A 20665-nucleotide genomic window follows, 5' to 3' on the forward strand; every position below is an offset into this window, starting at 1 on the left:
GGCGCGAATCCCGGGTGTCTTTTGTCTGGAGTTCCCATGTCGCTGTCCAGCGGGCTGATCGCCGCCGTCGCCCTGGCCTATATGGCCATCATGTTCGCCATCGCCTTCTACGGCGACCGTCGCAGCACACCGTTGCCGCCGCGAGTGCGCGCCTGGGTGTACAGCCTGTCGCTGGCCGTCTATTGCACCAGCTGGACCTTCTTTGGCGCCGTGGGCCAGGCTGCCGAACAACTCTGGTCTTTCCTGCCGATCTACCTCGGGCCGATCCTGCTGCTGGTGTGCGCGCCGTGGGTCCTGCAAAAAATGGTGATGATCAGCAAGCAGGAGAACATCACCTCCATTGCCGACTTCATCGCTGCGCGTTATGGCAAATCCCAGTCGCTGGCGGTGGTGGTGGCGCTGATCTGCCTGGTCGGCGTGTTGCCCTACATCGCGCTGCAACTCAAGGGCATCGTGCTCGGGGTGAACTTGTTGATCGGCGCCGGTGCCGACGCCATGGGCACGCGCGCCCAGGACACGGCGCTGATCGTGTCGCTGGTACTGGCGCTGTTCACCATCGTCTTCGGTACCCGCAACCTCGACGCCACGGAACACCACCGCGGCATGGTGCTGGCGATTGCGTTCGAATCACTGGTCAAGCTGTTCGCTTTTCTCGCGGTCGGTGCGTTCGTGACCTACGGCCTGTACGACGGTTTCGACGACCTGTTCGACCAGGCAATGCTCGCCCCGCGTCTGGAAGAATACTGGAAGGAAACCATCAACTGGCCGTCGATGGTGGTGCAAACTGGCGTGGCAATGATGGCAATCATCTGCCTGCCCCGGCAGTTCCACGTAACCGTGGTGGAAAACATCGACCCGCAGGATCTGCGCCTGGCCAAATGGGTGTTTCCGGCCTATCTGGCGCTGGCGGCGTTGTTCGTCGTTCCTATCGCCCTCGCCGGTCAGATGCTGCTGCCGAGTTCGGTACTGCCGGACTCGTTTGTCATCAGCCTGCCGCTGGCCCAATCCCACCCTGCCCTGGCGATGCTGGCGTTTATCGGTGGCGCCTCAGCGGCGACCGGCATGGTGATTGTCGCCAGCGTGGCGCTGTCGACCATGGTCTCCAACGACATGCTGTTGCCATGGTTGCTGCGGCGCAATAACGCCGAGCGGCCGTTCGAAGTGTTCCGCCAGTGGATGCTCTCGGTACGCCGAGTGAGCATTGTGGTGATTCTGCTGCTGGCCTACGTCAGTTATCGCCTGCTCGGTTCGACGGCGAGCCTCGCGACCATCGGCCAGATCGCCTTCGCCGCCGTGACCCAACTGGCCCCGGCCATGCTCGGCGCGCTGTATTGGAAACAGGCCAATCGTCGCGGTGTGTTCGCCGGTCTGGCTGCCGGGACGTTCCTGTGGTTCTACACCTTGATTCTGCCGATTGCCGCCAACAGCCTTGGTTTGTCGTTGAGCAGTTTCCCCGGCCTGGCCTGGTTGCACAGCAACCCGATGAAACTGCCACTCACCCCGCTGACACAAGGCGTGGTGTTGTCGCTTGCAGCCAACTTCACGCTGTTCGCCTGGGTGTCGATGCTGTCACGTACGAGGGTTTCGGAACATTGGCAGGCGGGTCGCTTCATCGGTCAGGAAATCAGTGCCCGCCCTAGCGCCCGTTCGATGCTGTCGGTGCAGATCGACGATTTGTTGCAGCTGGCCGCACGCTTCGTCGGCGAAGAACGCGCCCGTCAGAGTTTTATCCGCTTCGCCTACCGTCAGGGCAAAGGCTTCAACCCGAACCAGAACGCCGATGGTGAATGGATCGCCCATACCGAACGTTTGCTGGCCGGTGTGCTGGGTGCTTCTTCGACCCGGGCGGTGGTAAAAGCCGCCATCGAAGGTAGGGAAATGCAACTCGAGGACGTCGTCCGAATCGCCGACGAAGCCTCGGAAGTGCTGCAGTTCAACCGCGCGCTGCTGCAAGGCGCGATCGAGAACATCACCCAAGGCATCAGTGTGGTCGACCAGTCGCTGAAACTGGTGGCCTGGAACCGGCGCTATCTGGAGCTGTTCAACTACCCGGATGGACTGATCAGGCTTGGCCGCCCGATTGCCGACATTATTCGCTACAACGCCGAACGCGGCCTGTGCGGTCCCGGCGAAGCCGAAGTGCACGTCGCCCGCCGCTTGCACTGGATGCGTCAGGGCCGCGCCCATACCTCTGAAAGACTTTTCCCCAATGGCCGTGTGATCGAGCTGATCGGCAACCCGATGCCGGGCGGCGGTTTTGTCATGAGTTTCACCGACATCACCGCGTTCCGTGAGGCTGAGCAGGCGCTGACCGAAGCCAACGAGGGCCTTGAGCGACGGGTCACCGAGCGGACCCACGAACTGTCGCAACTCAACGTCGCCCTGACCGAAGCCAAGGGCACCGCGGAGTCGGCCAACCAGTCGAAAACCCGTTTCCTGGCGGCGGTCAGCCACGACTTGATGCAACCGCTGAATGCTGCGCGACTGTTCTCGGCCGCCCTTTCCCACCAGGAAGACGGCCTCTGCGGTGAGGCGCAGAAACTGGTCCATCATCTGGACACGTCACTGCGCTCGGCCGAGGACTTGATCAGCGACCTGCTGGACATTTCCCGCCTGGAAAACGGCAAGATCAACCCTGATCCAAAACCGTTCGTGCTCAATGAGATGTTCGACGTCCTCGGCGCCGAGTTCAACGCACTGGCCCGCGATCAGGGACTGAAATTCCGCGTCAGGGGCAGCACGTTGCGCATCGACAGCGACATCAAACTATTGCGGCGAATCCTGCAGAACTTCCTGACCAATGCCTTCCGCTACGCCAAAGGCCCGGTACTGCTGGGGGTTCGCCGACGCAAGGGCGAGCTGTGCCTGGAAGTCTGGGACCGGGGGCCGGGCATTCCTGTGGATAAACAGCAGGTCATTTTCGAAGAATTCAAACGCCTCGACAGCCACCAGACCCGTGCTGAGAAAGGCCTGGGGCTGGGCCTGGCGATCGCCGACGGGTTGTGTCGCGTGCTGGGTCATACCTTGCGCGTGCGCTCCTGGCCGGGGCGCGGCAGCGTGTTCAGCGTCAGTGTGCCGTTGGCTCGGGCGCAATCCGCGATCCCGACCAAGGTCGCCGAGCTCAATGGCAAATTGCTGAGCGGCGCGCAGGTACTGTGCATCGACAACGAAGACAGCATCCTGATCGGCATGAACAGCTTGCTCACGCGCTGGGGTTGTCAGGTCTGGACCGCGCGCAACCGCGATGAATGCGCGGCGCTGCTCAGCGACGGGATGCGACCGCAATTGGCGCTGGTGGATTACCACCTGGACGATGGCGAGACCGGGACCGAGCTGATGGCATGGCTGCGAACCCGACTGGGTGAGCCAGTGCCAGGGGTTGTGATCAGCGCCGATGGGCGACCGGAGACGGTGGCCCAAGTGCATGCGGCGGGGCTGGATTACCTGGCTAAACCGGTGAAACCGGCGGCGTTGCGGGCGTTGCTGAGCCGGCATTTGCCGCTGTAGCGCGGCAACAAAAAAGATCGCAGCCTGCGGCAGCTCCTACACGGAATTACGTACACCTGTAGGAGCTGCCGCAGGCTGCGATCTTTTGATCTTATTCAGGCAACTCGGCCAAACCATCGACATCGGTCATCGCCCGCTCCAGCAAGTCAGCCGGCAGGCTCTTGCTCGCCCGCGCGCCAAGCAACTTGAGCTGCTCGCTACGACTGACCAGATTGCCCCGACCTTCTGTCAGCTTATTGCGCGCAGAGCTGTAGGCTTTATCCAATTGTTGTAGGCGATTGCCGACTTCATCCAGATCCTGGATGAACAACACGAACTTGTCGTACAGCCACCCGGCCCGCTCGGCGATTTCCCGGGCGTTCTGACTCTGGCGTTCCTGCTTCCACAGGCTGTCGATGACGCGCAGGGTCGCCAGCAACGTGGTCGGGCTGACGATCACGATGTTGCGGTCGAAGGCCTCTTGGAACAGCGTCGGCTCAGCCTGCAATGCGGCGGAAAACGCCGCTTCGATCGGTACGAAGAGCAAGACGAAATCCAGGCTGTGCAAACCGTCGAGACGCTTGTAATCCTTGCCGGCCAGCCCTTTGACGTGAGTGCGCAAGGACAGCACGTGCTGCTTGATGGCAATCTGGCCGATGGCATCGTCTTCGGCCGCGACGTATTGCTGATAGGCCGTGAGGCTGACCTTGGAGTCGACCACCACCTGCTTGTCGCCCGGCAGATAAATGATCACGTCCGGCTGGAAACGCTCACCGTCCGGACCCTTGAGGTTGACCTGGGTCTGGTACTCGCGCCCCTTTTCCAGGCCCGCGTGTTCAAGCACTCGCTCAAGAATCAGCTCGCCCCAGTTACCTTGGGTTTTCTGCCCTTTCAAGGCGCGGGTCAGGTTCGTGGCTTCGTCGCTCAGGCGCAGGTTCAGCTGTTGCAGCCGCTCCAGTTCCTTGGCCAGGGAAAAACGTTCGCGGGCTTCTGCCTGATAACTTTCTTCGACGCGTTTTTCGAAGGACTGGATGCGTTCCTTCAACGGATCGAGCAACTGACCGAGGCGTTGTTGGCTGGTTTCGGCAAAGCGCTGCTCGCGCTCATCGAAGATCTTGCCAGCCAGCTCCGCGAACTGTGCACGCAGTTCGTCTCGCGAGCCCTGCAGGTCGTTGAGGCGCTGCTGATGGCTTTCCTGCTGCTCACGCAGCTCGGCGTTGAGCGAGGCGGCCTGGGCGTCCAGACGACGCAACTCAGCCTCTTTGCCGGCGCGTTCCAGATTCCAGACGTGGGCGGCATCGCGTGCGTCGTCACGCTCGATCTGCAGCAGTTCGACTTCACGGCGTACGGCGGCCAGGTCTGCCTGTTTGGCGGCGTTGGCCTGGCCCAGATCACCTATTTCATCGCGACAGGCTTCGAGTTGGGCGTTCAATCCGTCCTGGGTCAACTGGGCGGTGGCCAGACGCTCTTCCAACAGTGCAACGTCTGACTGCGTGGCGCTCGCTCGGCGCTGAAGTTGCCAGGCCAGTACCAGTAACGGCAGCGCAGCGCCCGCCAGACCAAGCAATGCGCTGGTCAAGTCCATAGCCATAGCCACTCCTGCCAATGAAATAAAGCTTGAAGGTTAACCAAGGCGTCAGGTCTTGGACAGCTCAGTCTTCGATCAGACCCAGTTCCTGCTGGGCGCGCCGATCCCCTGCCCGCGCAGCCGAACGCAAAAGGTCCTGGCCGATACGGCGATCCCGGGCATTCCCGCATTCACGGCACATCAGCTGACCGAGACGGCTTTGCGCGGCCACGACCCCTTCACGGGCTGGCTGCTTGAGCAAATGTCCGGCGAAGTGTTTGACGTTGGGGTTTTCGCCCAGACGCGGGCTGTCCAGCAGCCACTCGGCCACACGCATCGAAAAGCGCTTGGGCGGGGTAACGTTGGGAGGTGTGGAGATTGCAGGGACTGATACGCAGCGAAACTTCATAAAGCACTGTGGGGCAGATCGGAAGGCGCGCCACTCTACTCTTTTTTTCTTACAGGTAAAGCCTAAAAAAACCCGGCACGCCCGTCCTAGAGCAAGCGCTCGGGACAATCCACAGAAGCTGTGGATAACTCAGTGGACAACCGCCTTTGAACTCTCGCAAAGCCCTATGGAATGGGGCCCGCAGTCAAACTGACGATTTTTTCACCAGCAAAAAAAAGCGATGTTTTTCATTGACTTAAATTTTGGTTACAGGCACCCACTGCGTTTGAAGGGAAGATGACAGCGGCGTGACACCCCGCGTGACTTATGTGCACAAGTACCTTCGAGGCAGTTATATCGATGCGCTTTTACGGCGCATTTTTCGCCTGCACCTGGGGATAAACCTTGGCAAACCCATGATCCAGGCTGGTCCTGGCCCGATGAGCCGTGACTACCAATAGTCGGAATTTGTGCTATTACAGGGCAAGTCTGCGGCTAACGGCTTTTTCCGAGCGCCAATCCGGACGTTGAATGAGGGCGTTCAGAGAACTTTTTTGCCAACACACTTCCCTTCAGCAATTCAATCCGTTAGTATCCGCGGCGTTAGTACCAAGCTGAAAGTCAATTCTGGTCGAACAAATCCCCCCGGTCAGCCTTCCCAAAGGAAGCCTCCACCGACAAAGCGGGATCGACCACCTCGATGGTTTCCAGGTAAACCTTGCGTCAACACAGCCTTTGAATCGAAAGCAAAGGGTGTTGCGAAGCTCACTTACTCTGACCGAACCAACCTGCAAATTGATCAGGATCTTCACCCCGGGCCCAGAACCTTTGCCCTTGATGTGTTGCCTGCCCTCCTAAGTACCTACCTGCCAGCCCAAGCGCGCCAATTTATCAGCGCTTCAAACTGGCTGCTTTGTTCCAGTCGGGTTCTTCGTTCGACCAATGGTGGTCGTCGTCACTGGAACGTTTTAACTTTGCACGGTTCTTATCCGTGTCGCTTGTAGGAACACCCAATGACTATGTCTACTCAAATCCACACCCAGGATGCCATTCGCACCCTAACCAACGCTTTTGCACCAATGAACTGCCTGATCATGGCTGCTCGCAAAGGCTGCTTCAGCTTCACTCTGGTCAACGAACACGGCATCGCTCGTCACAGCGAACGCCTGTACCCCGATCAATACTCCAGCGCCGAGCCGCTGCAGGCCGTGATCGAGCGTACCCGTCAGGCACTGGTTGCCTGATACGCCAGAAAGACTGAAAACCTCAAAAGCCTCGCTCAAAAAGCGGGGCTTTTTATTGCCCGAAATTTCACTTTTCGCCGCTGCCGCCTAAGCACAAACCGATATAACGGTTATAACTCGCAGCCGATAATATTTTAAAAACAGGCCTTTACGGCGCGAATATGACACTACACTTCAACTCAAGCGGCTTGAGCCGCTTCCGGCGAGCCTGAGTCGATTCACCCGCTGCCAAGGCCCCTTCAGGTATCGCCGACCATTTCACGTTTCGAGGGCTTTATGGGTATCGCTGCCAGCGAACTGTGCCGTTATGTGATCCGCCCGACATTGATTTACCTCGGGCGCCATAGCGCAACTGCCGAATCCCTGCTGCTGGGCGTCGCCGCCAGCCAGTCAGCCCTTGGTACTGCCCTGCATGACCGCCGCGGACACGGCCTGTACCGAATCGCCGAACCCCGCCATCAAGCAATTTGGGACCACTACTTGGCACTTGACCCGGAACGCGCAAGCCTGGTTCGCGGCCTGGCCAGCCAACATGCTTTCCTGAGTGGTCCGCACCTCGAATTGACCGTCAACCTGCGTTACGCCACAGCCATCGCCTGGCTTCTGGTAGAAGAACAGAACACCCCCCTCCCCGAAGCAGACGACCTACTGGGAATGGCCCGCATCTGGCGCCAGACCTTCCAGCCTCAAGGGCGCCTGAGAGACTTCACCTGCGCCTGGCAAACCTGTGTTTCACCGCTGAATCAGGTCGCCTGCTGATCTGCTGCTTCCACAAGATCGCGCAACTGCTGCGATTTTGGTCGGATTGTCCTACAAAACCGCTCTAAATCAAGCGATACAGCCTATAGCGCTGGGACGAAAATGTTGGTAATTTTCGCCCCGGTGATCACCAGGAGTTCTAATAATGAAAAAAGTAATGCTCAAAACCACCCTTAGCCTCGCCGTTACCTTGGCATCCACCCAAATCTTCGCAAGTGGCTTCGCCCTTAACGAACAAAGCATCAGCGGGATGGGGACAGGTTTTGCCGGGCGATCTTCTTCTGCCGATGATGCAAGTACAGTTTTTGGCAACCCTGCCGGTATGGCCCGCCTCAAAGGCCAGCAAATCACTGGAGGTATCGCAGCGATCGACGCCTCGACCGATATCAGCGATACCAGCGGCCGTTCAAGCGGGACCAACAAAGGCGATATGGTTCCGTTCACTGCAGTACCGATGGGTTTCTATACAAATAAACTCAACGATGAATGGGCTATTGGTTTCGGTGTCTACGCTCCGTTCGGGCTAGTCACCAACTACGAAAACGGCTTTCAGGGCCGCGCTTTCGGCAGCAAGAGCGAAGTCAAAATCGTCACTCTGCAGCCAACCGTCAGCTACGCTTTCAACGATAAAGTATCGATCGGTTTTGGCCCTACCATCAACCGGATTTCCGGCACCCTGGAATCGGACATTGCTCTCCCTATCCCCAGGACTGGCGACAACAATGTGCAGATCAAGGGCGACGATACGGCCTTGGGCTTTAACGCCGGCGTCCTGGTGCAAGCCACCGACACCACTCGCGTGGGCCTGACTTATCACTCGAAAGTGAACTACAAGCTCGACGGCCACACCGATGTGACTGCCGGCGCTGGCGTGCCACCTCAGTTACTCAAAACCAACCGTTACGATGCCTCGCTGAAGATCGAAACACCTGAGTCCTATGACCTTTCCGTGACTCAAGATATGAATGATGCCTGGAAGCTCTATGCCGGTGCTACCTGGACTCGCTGGAGCCGCCTGAAAGACATCACGGTCAACAACGAAGGCGTAACCCGACTCAGCGGTGGTGCCCTCGCCCCACAAATCGTTGGTACCATCAAGGAAGACCAGAACTGGCATGACACTTGGGCCTACGCCGTGGGTACTTCCTACCAGTTGAACAAGCAGTGGGTACTGCGTACCGGTCTCACCTTTGACCAGTCGCCCACCAACAACACTGATCGTTCGCCACGCATTCCTACCGGCGACCGGACCATCTTCAGTGTCGGTGCGGGCTTCAACCCAACCGACGACTGGACCATTGATGTGGCTTACTCCTACCTCAAGGAAGAAGCTGTCACTGTCAACCGCGCTAACGCTTTGGGTCAGTCCTACAACGCCAAGTACGAAAACAGTGCGAACGGTTTCGGTGTCGGTGCGACCTACCGTTTCTGACGGTTCCTCACTCGCCGCCTGAATTGAAAAAGCCCCGCTCTCTTGTACAGAGGCGGGGCTTTTTAACGGGTGTCGATCAGGGTTGCGAGGCCAGGGCTTTCTCCACCGCAGCGATGAACTCGGGATCGTCAGGCGTGGTCAGGCTGGAGAAATTGGCGATCACCTTGCCCTTGCGATCGACCACATATTTGTAGAAATTCCACTTCGGCGCGGTGCTCTGCTTGGCGATGATTTTGAACAAATGAGTCGCATCATCACCGCGGACTTTCTGCGGTTCAGTCATGGTGAACGTCACGCCGTAGTTCACATAGCAGACCTTGGCGGTCTCTTCGCCATCCTTGGACTCTTGCTTGAAGTCGTTGGACGGAACGCCGACCACCTCCAGCCCCTGATCCTTGTAGCGCTGATTCAGTGCCTCAAGGCTTTTGAACTGCGGGGCAAAACCACAGAAGCTCGCGGTATTGACCACCACTAGCGGTTTTCCGGCGAAGCGCTGGCACAGGTCGATGGATTCCTTGGCGCGCAGCTTGGGCAACGAGCCTTGCAAAAGGTCCGGGCACTCTGCCGCTTGAGCCCATCCACTAAACGCTACCAGTAACGCGGGAACAGCGAGCCAGCGCATCAGCATGTCGGTGCATCCTTGAGAAGTCGTCAACAACGAAGTTACTCGCCCTCCTATCCTGCTAGCAAGCACCCATGCCCAGCTGCATCAACGCGAGCCCACCCTGATGCCAGCCCCACCACGACAGGGCCAGCAGCAAGGCGCAGACAGCGACGACAGCGATCCGCGGCCAGAGACTGTTCATATCGCACTCATCTGTGTTTGCAGACGCGCCACCGGCCGCTCACGCACCGGCCAGTTCAGGGCGGCGGCCAACAGGCTCAAGAGAATCGCTACCTGCCAGATCAAGTCATAGCTCCCGGTTCGGTCGTACACCACCCCGCCCAACCAGCCGCCGAGGAACGATCCGAGCTGGTGAAACAGGAAAACAATCCCACCGAGCATGGACAGGTTTCGCACGCCGAACAAGGTTGCGACGGTGCCGTTGGTCAAGGGCACGGTCGACAGCCACAGGAAGCCCATCGCCATGCCAAACAGGTACGCGGTGGTCGTCGTGACCGGCGCCCACAGGAACAACCCGATCACCACTGCCCGCAGCAGATACAGGCCGGTGAGCAAGCGCGGCTTGGACATCCGCCCGCCGAGCCAGCCCGCCGTGTAGGTTCCGAATATATTGAACAGCCCGATCAACGCCAGCACCGTCGTACCGACGCTCGCCGGAAGGTGCTGATCCACCAGATAAGCCGGCAAGTGCACGCCGATGAATACCACCTGAAAACCGCAAACAAAAAAGCCGAACGCCAGCAGCCAGAATCCCGAATGGGAACAGGCCTCGCGCAGTGCCTCGGACAGTGTTTGTTCATGACCGAACACCGGTAGCGGCTTGTCCTTGAGCATGCTCACCAGCGGCACGATCAGCGCCACCAACAGGCCCAACACCAGCAATGCCGCGGACCAGCCGAGCCAGCCGATCAATCCCAGCGTGCCGGGCAACATGGCGAACTGGCCGAAAGAACCGGCTGCGCTGGCAATGCCCATGCCCATGCTGCGTTTCTCCGGCGGCACTGCGCGGCCGACCACGCCGAGGATCACCGAGAAGGAGGTGCCGGACAGACCGATGCCGATCAACAGGCCGGCACTCAGGGACAAGGTCACGGCCGAATCCGACAGGCCCATGAACATCAGGCCCAATGCATACAAGACACCGCCGACCAGCACCACTTTCGCGGCGCCAAAGCGGTCGGCCAGCGCGCCGGTGAATGGCTGCGCCAGGCCCCAGATCAGGTTCTGCAAGGCAATGGCGAAGGCAAACGTCTCACGCCCCCAGCCGAACTCGGCACTCATCGGCGCCAGAAACAGCCCGAAGCCGTGTCTTACACCCAAGGACAATGCGAGAATCAGCGCACTCCCCAATAAAACCCAACCGCACGTACGCCACATCGATGTCATTCTTATTCTCCGGTAGCGGGTATATACCCGCTTAAGATCGGAAAAACCGGCATCACGCCAGTTCGTCCAGCAGTCGCAGCAAGGTTTCGCGTTTCTCGGCACCCAGGCGGTCAATCAATCGCTGTTGCGCCGCTTCCCACGCGGGCAAGGCCGCTTTCAGGCGCTCAACACCGGCCTCGGTGAGCATGACAATGCGGTTACGCATGTCTTCGCCCTCGACCAGCATCAGCAGGCCTTCGCCTTCCAGCACCCGCAGATTGCGCCCCAAGGTACTGCGATCCAGCCCCATGGCCTCGGCCAACGTGGAAATACTCGGTTTATCCAGACGCTGCAGATTACACAGCAGAGAATACTGGGCAACGTTGATCCCGAAGCCGTCGAGCGCGCCGTCGTAGTGCCTGCTGACGCCTCGGGCGGCGCGACGCAGGTTGATGCATAAACATTGGGAGTCGAGCATGGTGCGTGTATATACCCGCGGTTGTTTTAAATCAAGTTACAGATGAGTTCGTACAGTGTTATTGAGAGTGTCTGGCAGACCGCCTTCGCGAGCAAGTCGAATCGTCGCACCGCCGCTCCCACAGTTGATCGGCGTCGAATACAAAGTCTGTGTCCGCAGGAGATCTAACGTGGGAGCGGCGGTGCGACGATTCGACTTGCTCGCGAAAGGTCCAGCACATCCGCCCCATCACTCATCAGACCAACGCCAACCCCACCAGCACCGCAACCTCCAGCAATTCCAACAACGCCCCCGCCGTATCGCCCGTCGTGCCGCCCAATCGGCGCAGCATCACTTGCCGCAGCCAGACAAACACCAGCGCCGCCAGCGCCACAGCCAACACGCCGCTGAGACCCGCGATCAATACACACGCCAACGCACTCACCGCCAACACCCGTTTACCCGCCAAACGCGGCAGATGATCGGCCAGGGCTTGCCCCAAACCGCCGGCACGCACATAAGGCGTGGTCAGGAACAAGCCCAGCATCGCGCTGCGCCCGATCAACGGGACAATGATCAGGACAACGGCGTGTTGCTGCTCGATCAATGCCAGCAACGCAGCGAACTTGAGCAGCAACACCAGCACCACCGTCACCACCGCGATCGGCCCGCTGCGCGGGTCCTTCATGATCGTCAACGTGCGCTCTCGATCGCCGAACCCACCGAGCCACGCATCGGCGCTGTCGGCCAGGCCGTCCAGGTGCAAAGCGCCGCTGAGCAATACCCAAACCGTCAGCAACAGCGCTGCGTGAAGCAACAACGGGATGCCGAGCAGCAGCCAGTTGAACGCCCACAAAATCCCGCCGAACAGCAGGCCGACCAGCGGATAAAACAGCAACGACCGCCCTAAATCCTGTGGTTCCGGCATGCCCGGCAGACGAATCGGCAGACTGCTCAAAAATTGCAGGGCGATCCAGAACGGCAACATGGTCAGATCGCTTCCCTTAACAACACGCCGGATTCGACCGTCAGCGAAAACAACGCGCCATGCCCGACTTCGACGTTGAGCAAATGCTCACGAGGCAATCCCCGCGCCTGAGCCAGCAACAAGCGCATGACCCCGCCGTGACTGATCAGCAACACCCGCTCGCCTGCGCAGGTAGCCTGCAAGCGCTCAACGGCTGCCAACACCCGCGACGAAAAATCCACCACCGGCTCACCCTGTGGCGGCGTAAACGAGTAAGGGTCGGCCCAGAACAATCCCAACGCCTCGGCGTCGGTTTCCATCAGCGCCGCAGCGCTCTGCCCTTCCCAGGCGCCGAAGTGCAGCTCTTGCAGGTCTTTATCCAACTGCACTGGCAACCCCAGTTGTGCGCCGAGTTCTTCGGCGAACCGCGCGCACCGCTGCAACGGCGAGCTGACCAAACGATCCCAAGGCCCCTGCTCGATTACCGCCGCGCGCATCTGCGCCCAGCCCTTGTCGGTCAGAGCATCGTCGAGGCTGCCGCGCAAACCGCCGCCGAGCTCGGTTTCACCGTGGCGCAACAGGTCCAGGCGCAAGGTCATGCCGGACGATCCGCCACAGCGGCCTCGGCGAAAGTCGCCATTTGCCCGTGAAGGTCGCACGCCAGACGCAGCAATGGCACGGCCAATGCGGCGCCGCTGCCCTCGCCCAGACGCAGGCCGAGGTCCAGCAGCGGTTCGGCGTTCAGGGTTTCCAATACATGATGATGACCCGGCTCGGCGCCGCGATGACCGAACAACAGCCACTGACGGCATTCAGGATTCAAGCGCACCGCCACCAATGCCGCGACGCTGCAGATGAAACCGTCCACCAGCACCGCGACGCCTTCCTGGGCACACGCCAGATACGCGCCGACCAGTGCCGCGATTTCAAAACCGCCGAGGTTGAACAGGGTTTGCAGTGCATCGCCACGTTGAGCGCTGTGCAACGCCAAAGCGCGCTCGATAACCTGGGCTTTATGACTGACGCCCGCCGCGTTCAAACCCGTGCCCGGCCCGGCCAGATGCACCACCGGGCAATCGAGCAAGGCACAGGCCAATGCGCTGGCCGCGGTGGTGTTGCCGATGCCCATCTCGCCACCGATAAACAACTGCGCACCCGCCGAGATGGCGCGCTGCACGCTGTCGCGGCCAGCCTGCAAAGCGAGTTCGCCTTGAGCCGGTGTCATCGCCGAACCCTCAACGAAATTCGCCGTGCCCGGGCCGATGTTCAAGTGACGCACACCCGGCAAATTCAACGACGGCGTGACCGTGCCGAGGTCGACGACTTCAAGGGATGCCCCGAGTTGCCGCGCCAACACGCTGATCGCCGCCCCGCCGCTGACGAAGTTGTGCAGCATCTGCCCGGTAACTTCCTGGGGAAATGCCGATACCCCTTCAGCGACCACGCCATGGTCACCGGCAAAAATCGCGATCCACAGCTGATCCAGTCTCGGCTTGACCTGCCCTTGTAACCCGGCCAATTGGACGGCCACCGACTCCAGCCGACCGAGGGAGCCGGCCGGTTTGGTCAGCTGCTGTTGACGGGCCTGCGCCTGCTCGACCGCTTGAGCATCGATCGGTTTGCACGGGTTAAGCCACCAGGATTGAGTCATAACGCAGTTCCTTTCAAAGTCAGGGGCAGACCGGCGACGGTCAGGACGACGCGTTGACAGCGCTCGGCCAACGCTTGATGCAGCCAACCGGCTTCATCGACATAGCGGCGAGTCAATTCGCCCAGCGGCACGACACCCATTCCGGTCTCGTTGCTGACAAAAATGATTTCACCCGGCAACGACGCCAGGCACTCCAGCAATGCATCACGTTCGGCAGACAGTCGCTCGGCGTCGTCGAGCATCAGCAGATTGGTCATCCACAACGTCAGGCAATCCACCAGCAGGCAACGTTCGGCACTGGCGGTTTCGCGCAGGATGCGGGCGAGTTCCACAGGCTCTTCGATCAACGCCCATTCGGCTGGACGACGGGCGCGGTGATGGGCGACCCGCTCGTTCATTTCACCGTCGAGGGGTTGGCTGGTGGCAATGTAGGTCACCGCCAGATTGCTGTCGGAGGCGAGTTTTTCGGCCAGGCGGCTTTTACCGGAACGGGCGCCGCCGAGGATCAGTTGCAGCATGGTTCATTCCTTCAAATTGGCGGTGTGGCGACGGGCCTCATCGCAAGCAAGCTCGCTCCCACAGTTGACCGCATTCCAATGTGGGAGCGGCGGTGCGACGATTCGACTTGGTCGCGAAGAGGCCATCAAATTCACCCTAAAACCCGCAGAGCTCACGCAACAGCCGGGTATCCAGATGCTTCTCCACCAGATCCGCCAGCCGCTCGATATCGCGCTCACGCAACGCGTGATAATCCACTTCCTGCACCGCCTGCAAACCTGCCCAGCGCAACAACGCACTGCACGCCGCGGGCGATTCAAACAGCCCATGCAGATAGGTGCCGAAAATCTGCCCGTCCACGCTTTGCGCACCGTCGCAGCGACCGTCGTCCAGCTGCACCGCGGCGTTTTCCAATGCCGGCCCGGTGGTGACGCCGGCATGAATTTCGTAACCGCTGACCGGCGCGTCTTCGAGCGCCAGACGTCCGCGCACATTGCGCAGCTGCTTCTCTTCTTCGAGCTGCGTTTCAAACGCCAACAAGCCCAAACCGGCGCTGGAACCCGGTGCGCCTTCGAGGCCTAGCGGGTCGTGTACCTGCTCGCCGAGCATTTGCAGACCGCCGCAAATCCCCAGCACTTTACCGCCATAACGAAGATGACGATTAATAGCGGTGTCCCAGCCATTGGCCCGCAGATACGCGAGGTCGCTACGCACGCTCTTCGATCCGGGGAGAATAATCAGGTCCGCCGGCGGAATCGCCTGACCGGGGCCGACAAATTGCAGATCCACCTGCGGATGCAAGCGCAGTGGATCGAAATCGGTGTGGTTGCTGATGCGCGGCAGCACCGGCACCAGCACTTTCAGCACCTGGTCGGCCTTGTCGGTCTGACGCTGATCGATGCCGTCCTCGGCTTCCAGGTGCAGGTCCATCACGTAAGGCAGAACGCCGATCACCGGTTTTCCGGTGCGCGCTTCCAGCCAGTCGAGACCCGGTTGCAGCAAAGCGATATCGCCGCGAAACCGGTTGATGATGAAGCCTTTGACCCGCGCCTGCTCGCTGGGCGACAGCAGTTCCAGTGTGCCCACCAGATGCGCGAAAACCCCGCCGCGATTGATGTCGGCGATCAGCACGACCGGACAATCCACGGCCTCGGCAAAGCCCATGTTGGCGATGTCGCCAGCACGCAGATTGATCTCGGCCGGCGAACCCGCGCCTTCGACCATGACCACTGGATACGCTGCGCTCAGCCGTTCATGGGAGGCCAGCACTGCTTGCATGGCGATGGCTTTGTAGTCGTGATACGCGACCGCGTTCATCGTCGTGACCGCGCGGCCATGGATGATCACTTGAGCGCCGGTATCGCTGTTGGGCTTGAGCAGCACCGGGTTCATGTCGGTGTGCGGCTCAAGGTTGGCGGCCTGAGCCTGCACCGCTTGCGCGCGACCGATCTCGCCACCGTCGGCGGTCACCGCACTGTTAAGTGCCATGTTCTGCGGCTTGAACGGCACGACGCTGACGCCCTGACGCGTGACCCAGCGGCACAACGCCGTCACCAGCGTACTTTTACCAGCGTCGGAAGTGGTGCCTTGCACCATCAACGTAGTCATTGGGTTTCCTTGGCGTAGGCTTCGAGCGCTTGCGCGAGACGTGTCCAGTCGGTTTCATCAGCGGGCAAGCCGAAACGCAGGCTGCTGTTGTGCGTGAACAACCGCAGCAGAATGCCGCGCCGGGCCATGAATTCGTGCAACGCTTCGGCGTGATCGGTGATCAACCATTGAAACAAGGCGCAGCCGCCCTGTGGTTTGAAACCGTGGTGTTCAAGCAGCAGCGCCAGACGCTCGCTGGCCTCTTCAGCGCGAACCCGTTGCCGGGCATGCCCTTCGGTATCCAGCAGACAGGCCTGACCCAGTACCCGCGTCGGCCCACTGACCGCCCACGGTCCCACTTGCTCGGCCAGCAACTTGAGCAACTTGCGCTCGGCCAGTACGAAACCCAGGCGCACACCGGCCAGGCCGAAAAACTTGCCGAAGGAACGCAGCACGATCAACCCGACCTGATTGGCAAAAGGTGCCAGGCTCAGCGGCGGCGTGTTGTCCATAAACGCCTCGTCCACCACCAGCCAGCCACCGCGCTGCGCCAGCCGCGAATGCCAGTCGAGCAGCCGACTCGGCGTCAGGCTCAGGCCGGTTGGGTTGTTCGGGTTGACCACCACCAACACGTCGAGACTGTCGAGAAAGAAGTCGACTTCCTGCTCCAGCACTTCACGCACGATGTAGCCATTACGGCGCCACGCTTCGGCGTGTTCGGCGTAACACGGCGAGAGCACGCCGACCTTGCCGACCCGGCGCAAACGCGGCAGCAACTGGATCGCCATTTGCGAGCCGGCCACCGGCAGCACCTGAGCAGCGCCGTAATAATCACAGGCCGCCTGCTCCAGACCGTCATCGGTTTCCGGCAAACGCGCCCAGGCCCGCAACGGAATCTCCGGAACCGGAAACGGCCAGGGCGCGAGGCCGCTGGACAGGTCGAGCCAATCGGCTTCGGCGATGCCGTAATCGAGCGCCGCCTTGCGTAACCGACCACCGTGCTCAAGCATAAAATTCAGCCCCCACGCAGAGGATCAGCAACCATAACCATACCCCGCGCTGGACCAATTGCCAGCCGCGGTCGATGGAGTCGGCGTCTGCCGGCACGCCTTCGCCCAGTGGTGGACGCTGATGCAGTTCACCGTGATAAATCGCCGCCCCGCCCAACTCGACTCCGAGCGCACCGGCACCGGCCGCCATCACCGGACCGGCATTCGGGCTGTCCCAGGTCGGGCCCTGGGTGCGCCAGCATTTCAGCGCCAGTCGGGTTTTACCCAGCAGCGCGTAGGTCAGCGCCACCAGGCGTGCAGGAATATAGTTGAGGACATCGTCGATCTTTGCCGCGGCCCAGCCGAAACGCTCGAATCGTACATTGCGGTAACCCCACATCGCATCCAGCGTGTTGCTCAAACGGTAGAGCACCACACCAGGCGCGCCGGCCACGGCAAACCAGAACAGCGCAGCGAATACCGCATCGCTGCCGTTCTCCAGCACCGATTCTGTGGCGGCGCGGGCGACTTCGGTTTTATCCAGTTCGCTGGTCTGGCGGCTGACCAGATAACTGACCCGTTTGCGCGCCTCGTCCAGATCATTACTGCGCAGCGCCTTGGCCACCGGCTCGACATGTTCACCGAGGCTGCGCATGCCGAGGGCGCAATAGAGCACGAGAATTTCGACGATCCAGCCGACATAGGGCGCCCAGGAAAACGCCGTGGCCAGCAAGGTCAGCGGCAACACCGCGATCACCCAGGCAGTGACGCCATGACTGCGCCAGCCGCGACCTTCACCATTGAAACGTTGCTCGATGCGGTCGGCAAAACGGCCGAAAGCCACCAGCGGATGCCAGCGTTTGGGTTCACCCAGCAGCGCATCCAGCGCAACCGCGGCAACACTCAACAACGCCACACTCATTGACTCACTCCCCAATAATTTTCATACAGCAGCTCACTGAGCGGACGCGCCTGCGCCCAGCCTTCGAGTACCAGCATCGGCGCCGGATAGAATTCCTTGACCGGGCCGAGACAAAGAACGGCCAACGGCTTGGCTCCGGCGGGCAACCCCAGCAAGTCCGCCAGCGCTTGCGGCTCGAACAGCGAGACCCAGCCCATGCCCAATCCTTCAGCGCGGGAGGCCAGCCAGAGGTTCTGGATCGCGCAGGACAACGAGGCCATGTCCATTTCCGGCATCGTGCGACGGCCGAAGATGTGACGCTCGCGATCATCCATCAGCGCAGCAACCAGCACTTCGGCGCAGTCGTTGATGCCTTCGACTTTCAGCTTCATGAATTCGTCGGTGCGCTCGCCGAGGGCTTCGGCGGTGCGGATGCGTTCTTCTTCCACCAGTGACTGGATCTTGCCGCGCAGGGCTCGATCACTGATGCGGATGAACCGCCAAGGCTGCATCAGGCCGACACTCGGCGCCTGATGCGCGGCTTCGAGCAGGCGCCGCAGTAACTCGGGCTCGACCGTGCCACCGCTGAAATGACGCATGTCACGGCGTTCGCCGATGGCTCGGTAGACCGCCGCGCGCTCAGCTTCGGAGAAGGCGTTGTCAGTCATGGCCTCTTCGCGAGCAAGCCCGCTCCCACATTAGAAAGTGTGTTGCCTGAAGAAACGCGGTCCAATGTGGGAGCGGCGGTGCGACGATTCGACTTGCTCGCGAAGGCGGCTTGAAGGTCAGGCACAAACAGCGCGGCAATCGCCGATGGATTGGACGGGAAATAGAAATGCACATAAGAAGCCGTCATCCGCCCTTCGCGGTAAACCGCCTCTGCCCCGCGCCCACCGTTTGGGCTCAAGCCACGAGCAATAGGTTCAAGCTCGGTACTGGTCAGCGAGTGGTGATAGGTGTGCCCGCGCAGCGAACCTTCCGGCAACTCGACTGCCTGCAACGCCAACGCGGCCAGACGCTTTTGCATCACCGCATCACCGGCCAGCAAGCCGACTAATTCAGCGCGAGTGCCCTCGACATCGGTCAGCGAATCGAGCAGATAGAGCATGCCACCACACTCGGCCAACATCGGTTTCCCCGCCGCATGGTGAGCGCGGATTGCGGCCAGCATCGTGGTGTTCTGTGACAGCGCCACATGGTGCAATTCGGGATAACCGCCCGGCAGATAGAGGCTATCTACCTCCGGCAAACCGGCGTCGCGGATCGGCGAGAAAAACAGCAGCTCGGCGCCCATGGCTCGCAGCAAATCCAGGCTCGCGCCGTAGGTGAAGGCAAACGCTTCGTCACGGGCCACGGCAATTCGAACGCCGGCCAACAGAGGCTCGACAGCGATCACATCAGGAGCGGCGAATTCCACTGCTGGTGGCAGCGCGACCTCGCAGCTGCTGGCCAGTGCATCGGCCGCCGCATCGAGGCGCAGGTCGAGATCGTTCAACTCACTGGCCTGAACCAGACCCAAATGGCGACTCGGCAATTCGATCCCCGTTTCCCGGGACAAGGCGCCGTACCAGCGCAAGCCTTCAGTCAGGCTGCCTTCGAGCAATTGCGCGTGCCGCAACGTGCCAACACGATTGGCCAACACACCGGCAAACGGCAGGTCCGGCTGATAACGCGCCAGCCCCAAGGCCAGTGCGCCAAAGGTCTGGGCCATGGCAGTGCCATCGATCACACCGAGCACCGGCACACCGAAGTGTCGCGCCAGATCAGCGCTGGACGGCGTACCGTCGAACAGTCCCATGACGCCTTCGATGAGGATCAGATCGGCTTCGCCGGCGGCCTCCCACAATAGTCGACGACTTTCCTGCTCGCCGACCATCCACATGTCCAGTTGATACACCGGCGCACCGCTGGCGCGCTCGAGAATCATCGGGTCCAGAAAGTCCGGGCCGCATTTGAATACGCGCACCTTGCGCCCCTGATTGCGATGCAAACGGGCCAGCGCGGCGGTGACGGTGGTCTTGCCCTGACCGGAGGCCGGCGCGGCAATCAATACCGCCGGGCAATGACGTGGTTGACTCACAATTCGACGCCTTTTTGCGCTTTGATCCCGGCCTGGAATGCGTGCTTGATCACGCCCATTTCGGTGACGGTGTCGGCCAGTTCGATCATCTCCGGCTTGGCGCCGCGACCGGTCACCACCACATGCTGCATCGGCGGACGGGCCTGCAAGTCGCTGAGCACTTGATCGAGGTCCAGATAACCGTGCTTGAGCGCGATGTTCAATTCATCCAGCACCACCAGGCCGATCGACGGGTCACGCAGCAATTCGCGCGACACCGCCCACGCGGCTTCGGCGGCGGCGATGTCTCGCTGGCGATCCTGGGTTTCCCAGGTGAAGCCCTCGCCCATCACATGAAAACGCACCTGTTCCGGAAAGCGCCGAAAGAACAGTTCTTCGCCGGTGCTGCTGCGCCCCTTGATGAACTGCACCACGCCACACTGCATGCCGTGGCCCATGGACCGGGCGAGCATGCCGAAGGCCGAGCTGCTTTTGCCTTTGCCGTTGCCGGTCAGCACCAGCAGCAGGCCACATTCATTCGGGGAATTGGCGATGCGTTCGTCGATCACGGCTTTTTTGCGCAGCATGCGCGCCAGATGACGTTCGTCACGATCGGGGGTATCAGTCATGGGGGAGCTCTCCGTTGAGGCTGGATAACGGCGGGCAGGCACAAGAATAGACGGCAAGAAG

20 protein-coding genes are annotated in these 20665 nt (G+C 60.7%); 4 read left to right on the plus strand and 16 right to left on the minus strand.

From position 1 onward, the window contains the following. The first annotated feature begins 36 nt into the window (after positions 1 to 36). Positions 37 to 3507 carry a hybrid sensor histidine kinase/response regulator gene (locus ACMXYH_RS23510; protein WP_415765127.1) on the plus strand — a complete coding sequence of 1157 codons (3471 nt, stop codon included), beginning with the start codon at positions 37 to 39 and terminating at the stop codon, positions 3505 to 3507. Positions 3508 to 3598: 91 nt separating this feature from the next. Here ACMXYH_RS23510 and rmuC read toward each other — a convergent pair whose 3' ends face one another. Together rmuC and ACMXYH_RS23520 are read right to left on the minus strand one after the other, a co-directional pair. Beyond that, a complete protein-coding gene (gene rmuC / locus ACMXYH_RS23515; RefSeq protein WP_415767744.1) occupies positions 3599 to 4963 on the minus strand; it encodes a DNA recombination protein RmuC in 1365 nt (454 codons plus the stop codon). Positions 4964 to 5138: 175 nt separating this feature from the next. After that, complete coding sequence (locus ACMXYH_RS23520) at positions 5139 to 5462, minus strand: sel1 repeat family protein (protein ID WP_129442364.1); 324 nt, start codon at positions 5460 to 5462, stop codon at positions 5139 to 5141. A 998-nt stretch (positions 5463 to 6460) separates the two neighbouring features. On the opposite strand from ACMXYH_RS23520, the gene ACMXYH_RS23525 reads away from it, so the two are divergent. The 3 genes from ACMXYH_RS23525 (at position 6461) to ACMXYH_RS23535 (ending at position 8876) form a co-directional block, all read left to right on the plus strand. Next, entirely contained in the window at positions 6461 to 6685 is a 225-nt protein-coding gene (locus ACMXYH_RS23525; RefSeq protein ID WP_007898912.1) for a hypothetical protein, read from the plus strand. Between the two features lie 276 nt (positions 6686 to 6961). Continuing rightward, positions 6962 to 7444, plus strand: a complete 483-nt coding sequence (locus tag ACMXYH_RS23530; protein ID WP_415765128.1) for a hypothetical protein — start codon at positions 6962 to 6964, stop codon at positions 7442 to 7444. 145 nt (positions 7445 to 7589) lie between these two features. Continuing rightward, a complete protein-coding gene (locus ACMXYH_RS23535; RefSeq protein WP_415765129.1) occupies positions 7590 to 8876 on the plus strand; it encodes an OmpP1/FadL family transporter in 1287 nt (428 codons plus the stop codon). A 76-nt stretch (positions 8877 to 8952) separates the two neighbouring features. Here ACMXYH_RS23535 and ACMXYH_RS23540 read toward each other — a convergent pair whose 3' ends face one another. The 14 genes from ACMXYH_RS23540 to cobO all read right to left on the minus strand — a co-directional run bounded on the left by ACMXYH_RS23540 (position 8953) and on the right by cobO (position 20604). Beyond that, positions 8953 to 9504 carry a glutathione peroxidase gene (locus tag ACMXYH_RS23540; protein ID WP_415765130.1) on the minus strand — a complete coding sequence of 184 codons (552 nt, stop codon included), beginning with the start codon at positions 9502 to 9504 and terminating at the stop codon, positions 8953 to 8955. A 55-nt stretch (positions 9505 to 9559) separates the two neighbouring features. After that, positions 9560 to 9682 carry a hypothetical protein gene (locus ACMXYH_RS23545; protein ID WP_008148682.1) on the minus strand — a complete coding sequence of 41 codons (123 nt, stop codon included), beginning with the start codon at positions 9680 to 9682 and terminating at the stop codon, positions 9560 to 9562. Then, positions 9679 to 10887, minus strand: coding sequence for an MFS transporter (locus ACMXYH_RS23550; RefSeq protein WP_134422192.1), 1209 nt, complete (start codon positions 10885 to 10887; stop codon positions 9679 to 9681). The genes ACMXYH_RS23545 and ACMXYH_RS23550 overlap by 4 nt, the downstream gene beginning before the upstream one ends. 52 nt (positions 10888 to 10939) lie before the next feature. After that, positions 10940 to 11344: a MarR family winged helix-turn-helix transcriptional regulator gene (locus ACMXYH_RS23555; RefSeq protein ID WP_033055842.1), complete on the minus strand. Its 405-nt coding sequence runs from the start codon at positions 11342 to 11344 to the stop codon at positions 10940 to 10942. Positions 11345 to 11579: 235 nt separating this feature from the next. Then, a complete protein-coding gene (locus tag ACMXYH_RS23560; RefSeq protein ID WP_415765131.1) occupies positions 11580 to 12311 on the minus strand; it encodes an adenosylcobinamide-GDP ribazoletransferase in 732 nt (243 codons plus the stop codon). Positions 12312 to 12313: 2 nt separating this feature from the next. Further along, a complete protein-coding gene (cobC, locus tag ACMXYH_RS23565) occupies positions 12314 to 12889 on the minus strand; it encodes an alpha-ribazole phosphatase family protein (RefSeq protein ID WP_415765132.1) in 576 nt (191 codons plus the stop codon). Next, a complete protein-coding gene (gene cobT, locus ACMXYH_RS23570) occupies positions 12886 to 13941 on the minus strand; it encodes a nicotinate-nucleotide--dimethylbenzimidazole phosphoribosyltransferase (RefSeq protein WP_415765133.1) in 1056 nt (351 codons plus the stop codon). The genes cobC and cobT overlap by 4 nt, the downstream gene beginning before the upstream one ends. Further along, entirely contained in the window at positions 13938 to 14459 is a 522-nt protein-coding gene (gene cobU, locus ACMXYH_RS23575; RefSeq protein ID WP_129442343.1) for a bifunctional adenosylcobinamide kinase/adenosylcobinamide-phosphate guanylyltransferase, read from the minus strand. The genes cobT and cobU overlap by 4 nt, the downstream gene beginning before the upstream one ends. Positions 14460 to 14595: 136 nt before the next feature. Continuing rightward, a complete protein-coding gene (locus ACMXYH_RS23580) occupies positions 14596 to 16047 on the minus strand; it encodes a cobyric acid synthase (RefSeq protein WP_415765134.1) in 1452 nt (483 codons plus the stop codon). After that, the gene (cobD, locus tag ACMXYH_RS23585; protein ID WP_415765135.1) at positions 16044 to 17036 is read right to left on the minus strand and encodes a threonine-phosphate decarboxylase CobD; all 993 of its coding nucleotides are present in this window, start codon (positions 17034 to 17036) and stop codon (positions 16044 to 16046) included. The genes ACMXYH_RS23580 and cobD overlap by 4 nt, the downstream gene beginning before the upstream one ends. Beyond that, positions 17029 to 17937, minus strand: coding sequence for an adenosylcobinamide-phosphate synthase CbiB (gene cbiB / locus ACMXYH_RS23590; RefSeq protein ID WP_415765136.1), 909 nt, complete (start codon positions 17935 to 17937; stop codon positions 17029 to 17031). Before cbiB ends, cobD begins: the two co-directional genes overlap by 8 nt. Beyond that, entirely contained in the window at positions 17934 to 18584 is a 651-nt protein-coding gene (bluB, locus tag ACMXYH_RS23595) for a 5,6-dimethylbenzimidazole synthase (protein ID WP_134098072.1), read from the minus strand. The genes cbiB and bluB overlap by 4 nt, the downstream gene beginning before the upstream one ends. Beyond that, complete coding sequence (locus ACMXYH_RS23600) at positions 18581 to 19996, minus strand: cobyrinate a,c-diamide synthase (RefSeq protein WP_415765137.1); 1416 nt, start codon at positions 19994 to 19996, stop codon at positions 18581 to 18583. Before ACMXYH_RS23600 ends, bluB begins: the two co-directional genes overlap by 4 nt. Beyond that, positions 19993 to 20604, minus strand: coding sequence for a cob(I)yrinic acid a,c-diamide adenosyltransferase (cobO, locus tag ACMXYH_RS23605; RefSeq protein ID WP_046048017.1), 612 nt, complete (start codon positions 20602 to 20604; stop codon positions 19993 to 19995). The genes ACMXYH_RS23600 and cobO overlap by 4 nt, the downstream gene beginning before the upstream one ends. Positions 20605 to 20665: the final 61 nt, after the last annotated feature.

The sequence above is a fragment of the Pseudomonas frigoris genome (assembly GCF_047758635.1).
In the GTDB taxonomy this organism is placed as follows: Bacteria; Pseudomonadota; Gammaproteobacteria; order Pseudomonadales; family Pseudomonadaceae; genus Aquipseudomonas; species Aquipseudomonas frigoris.

Coding starts and splice junctions, on each gene's coding strand:
- ACMXYH_RS23510 (WP_415765127.1), top strand. CDS start 37: ATGTCGCTGTCCAGCGGGCTGATCGCCGCCGTCGCCCTGGCCTATATG.
- ACMXYH_RS23520 (WP_129442364.1), bottom strand. CDS start 5,462: ATGAAGTTTCGCTGCGTATCAGTCCCTGCAATCTCCACACCTCCCAAC.
- ACMXYH_RS23525 (WP_007898912.1), top strand. CDS start 6,461: ATGTCTACTCAAATCCACACCCAGGATGCCATTCGCACCCTAACCAAC.
- ACMXYH_RS23530 (WP_415765128.1), top strand. CDS start 6,962: ATGGGTATCGCTGCCAGCGAACTGTGCCGTTATGTGATCCGCCCGACA.
- ACMXYH_RS23535 (WP_415765129.1), top strand. CDS start 7,590: ATGAAAAAAGTAATGCTCAAAACCACCCTTAGCCTCGCCGTTACCTTG.
- ACMXYH_RS23540 (WP_415765130.1), bottom strand. CDS start 9,504: ATGCTGATGCGCTGGCTCGCTGTTCCCGCGTTACTGGTAGCGTTTAGT.
- ACMXYH_RS23545 (WP_008148682.1), bottom strand. CDS start 9,682: ATGAACAGTCTCTGGCCGCGGATCGCTGTCGTCGCTGTCTGCGCCTTG.
- ACMXYH_RS23550 (WP_134422192.1), bottom strand. CDS start 10,887: ATGACATCGATGTGGCGTACGTGCGGTTGGGTTTTATTGGGGAGTGCG.
- ACMXYH_RS23555 (WP_033055842.1), bottom strand. CDS start 11,344: ATGCTCGACTCCCAATGTTTATGCATCAACCTGCGTCGCGCCGCCCGA.
- ACMXYH_RS23560 (WP_415765131.1), bottom strand. CDS start 12,311: ATGTTGCCGTTCTGGATCGCCCTGCAATTTTTGAGCAGTCTGCCGATT.
- cobC (WP_415765132.1), bottom strand. CDS start 12,889: ATGACCTTGCGCCTGGACCTGTTGCGCCACGGTGAAACCGAGCTCGGC.
- cobT (WP_415765133.1), bottom strand. CDS start 13,941: ATGACTCAATCCTGGTGGCTTAACCCGTGCAAACCGATCGATGCTCAA.
- cobU (WP_129442343.1), bottom strand. CDS start 14,459: ATGCTGCAACTGATCCTCGGCGGCGCCCGTTCCGGTAAAAGCCGCCTG.
- ACMXYH_RS23580 (WP_415765134.1), bottom strand. CDS start 16,047: ATGACTACGTTGATGGTGCAAGGCACCACTTCCGACGCTGGTAAAAGT.
- cobD (WP_415765135.1), bottom strand. CDS start 17,036: ATGCTTGAGCACGGTGGTCGGTTACGCAAGGCGGCGCTCGATTACGGC.
- cbiB (WP_415765136.1), bottom strand. CDS start 17,937: ATGAGTGTGGCGTTGTTGAGTGTTGCCGCGGTTGCGCTGGATGCGCTG.
- bluB (WP_134098072.1), bottom strand. CDS start 18,584: ATGACTGACAACGCCTTCTCCGAAGCTGAGCGCGCGGCGGTCTACCGA.
- cobO (WP_046048017.1), bottom strand. CDS start 20,604: ATGACTGATACCCCCGATCGTGACGAACGTCATCTGGCGCGCATGCTG.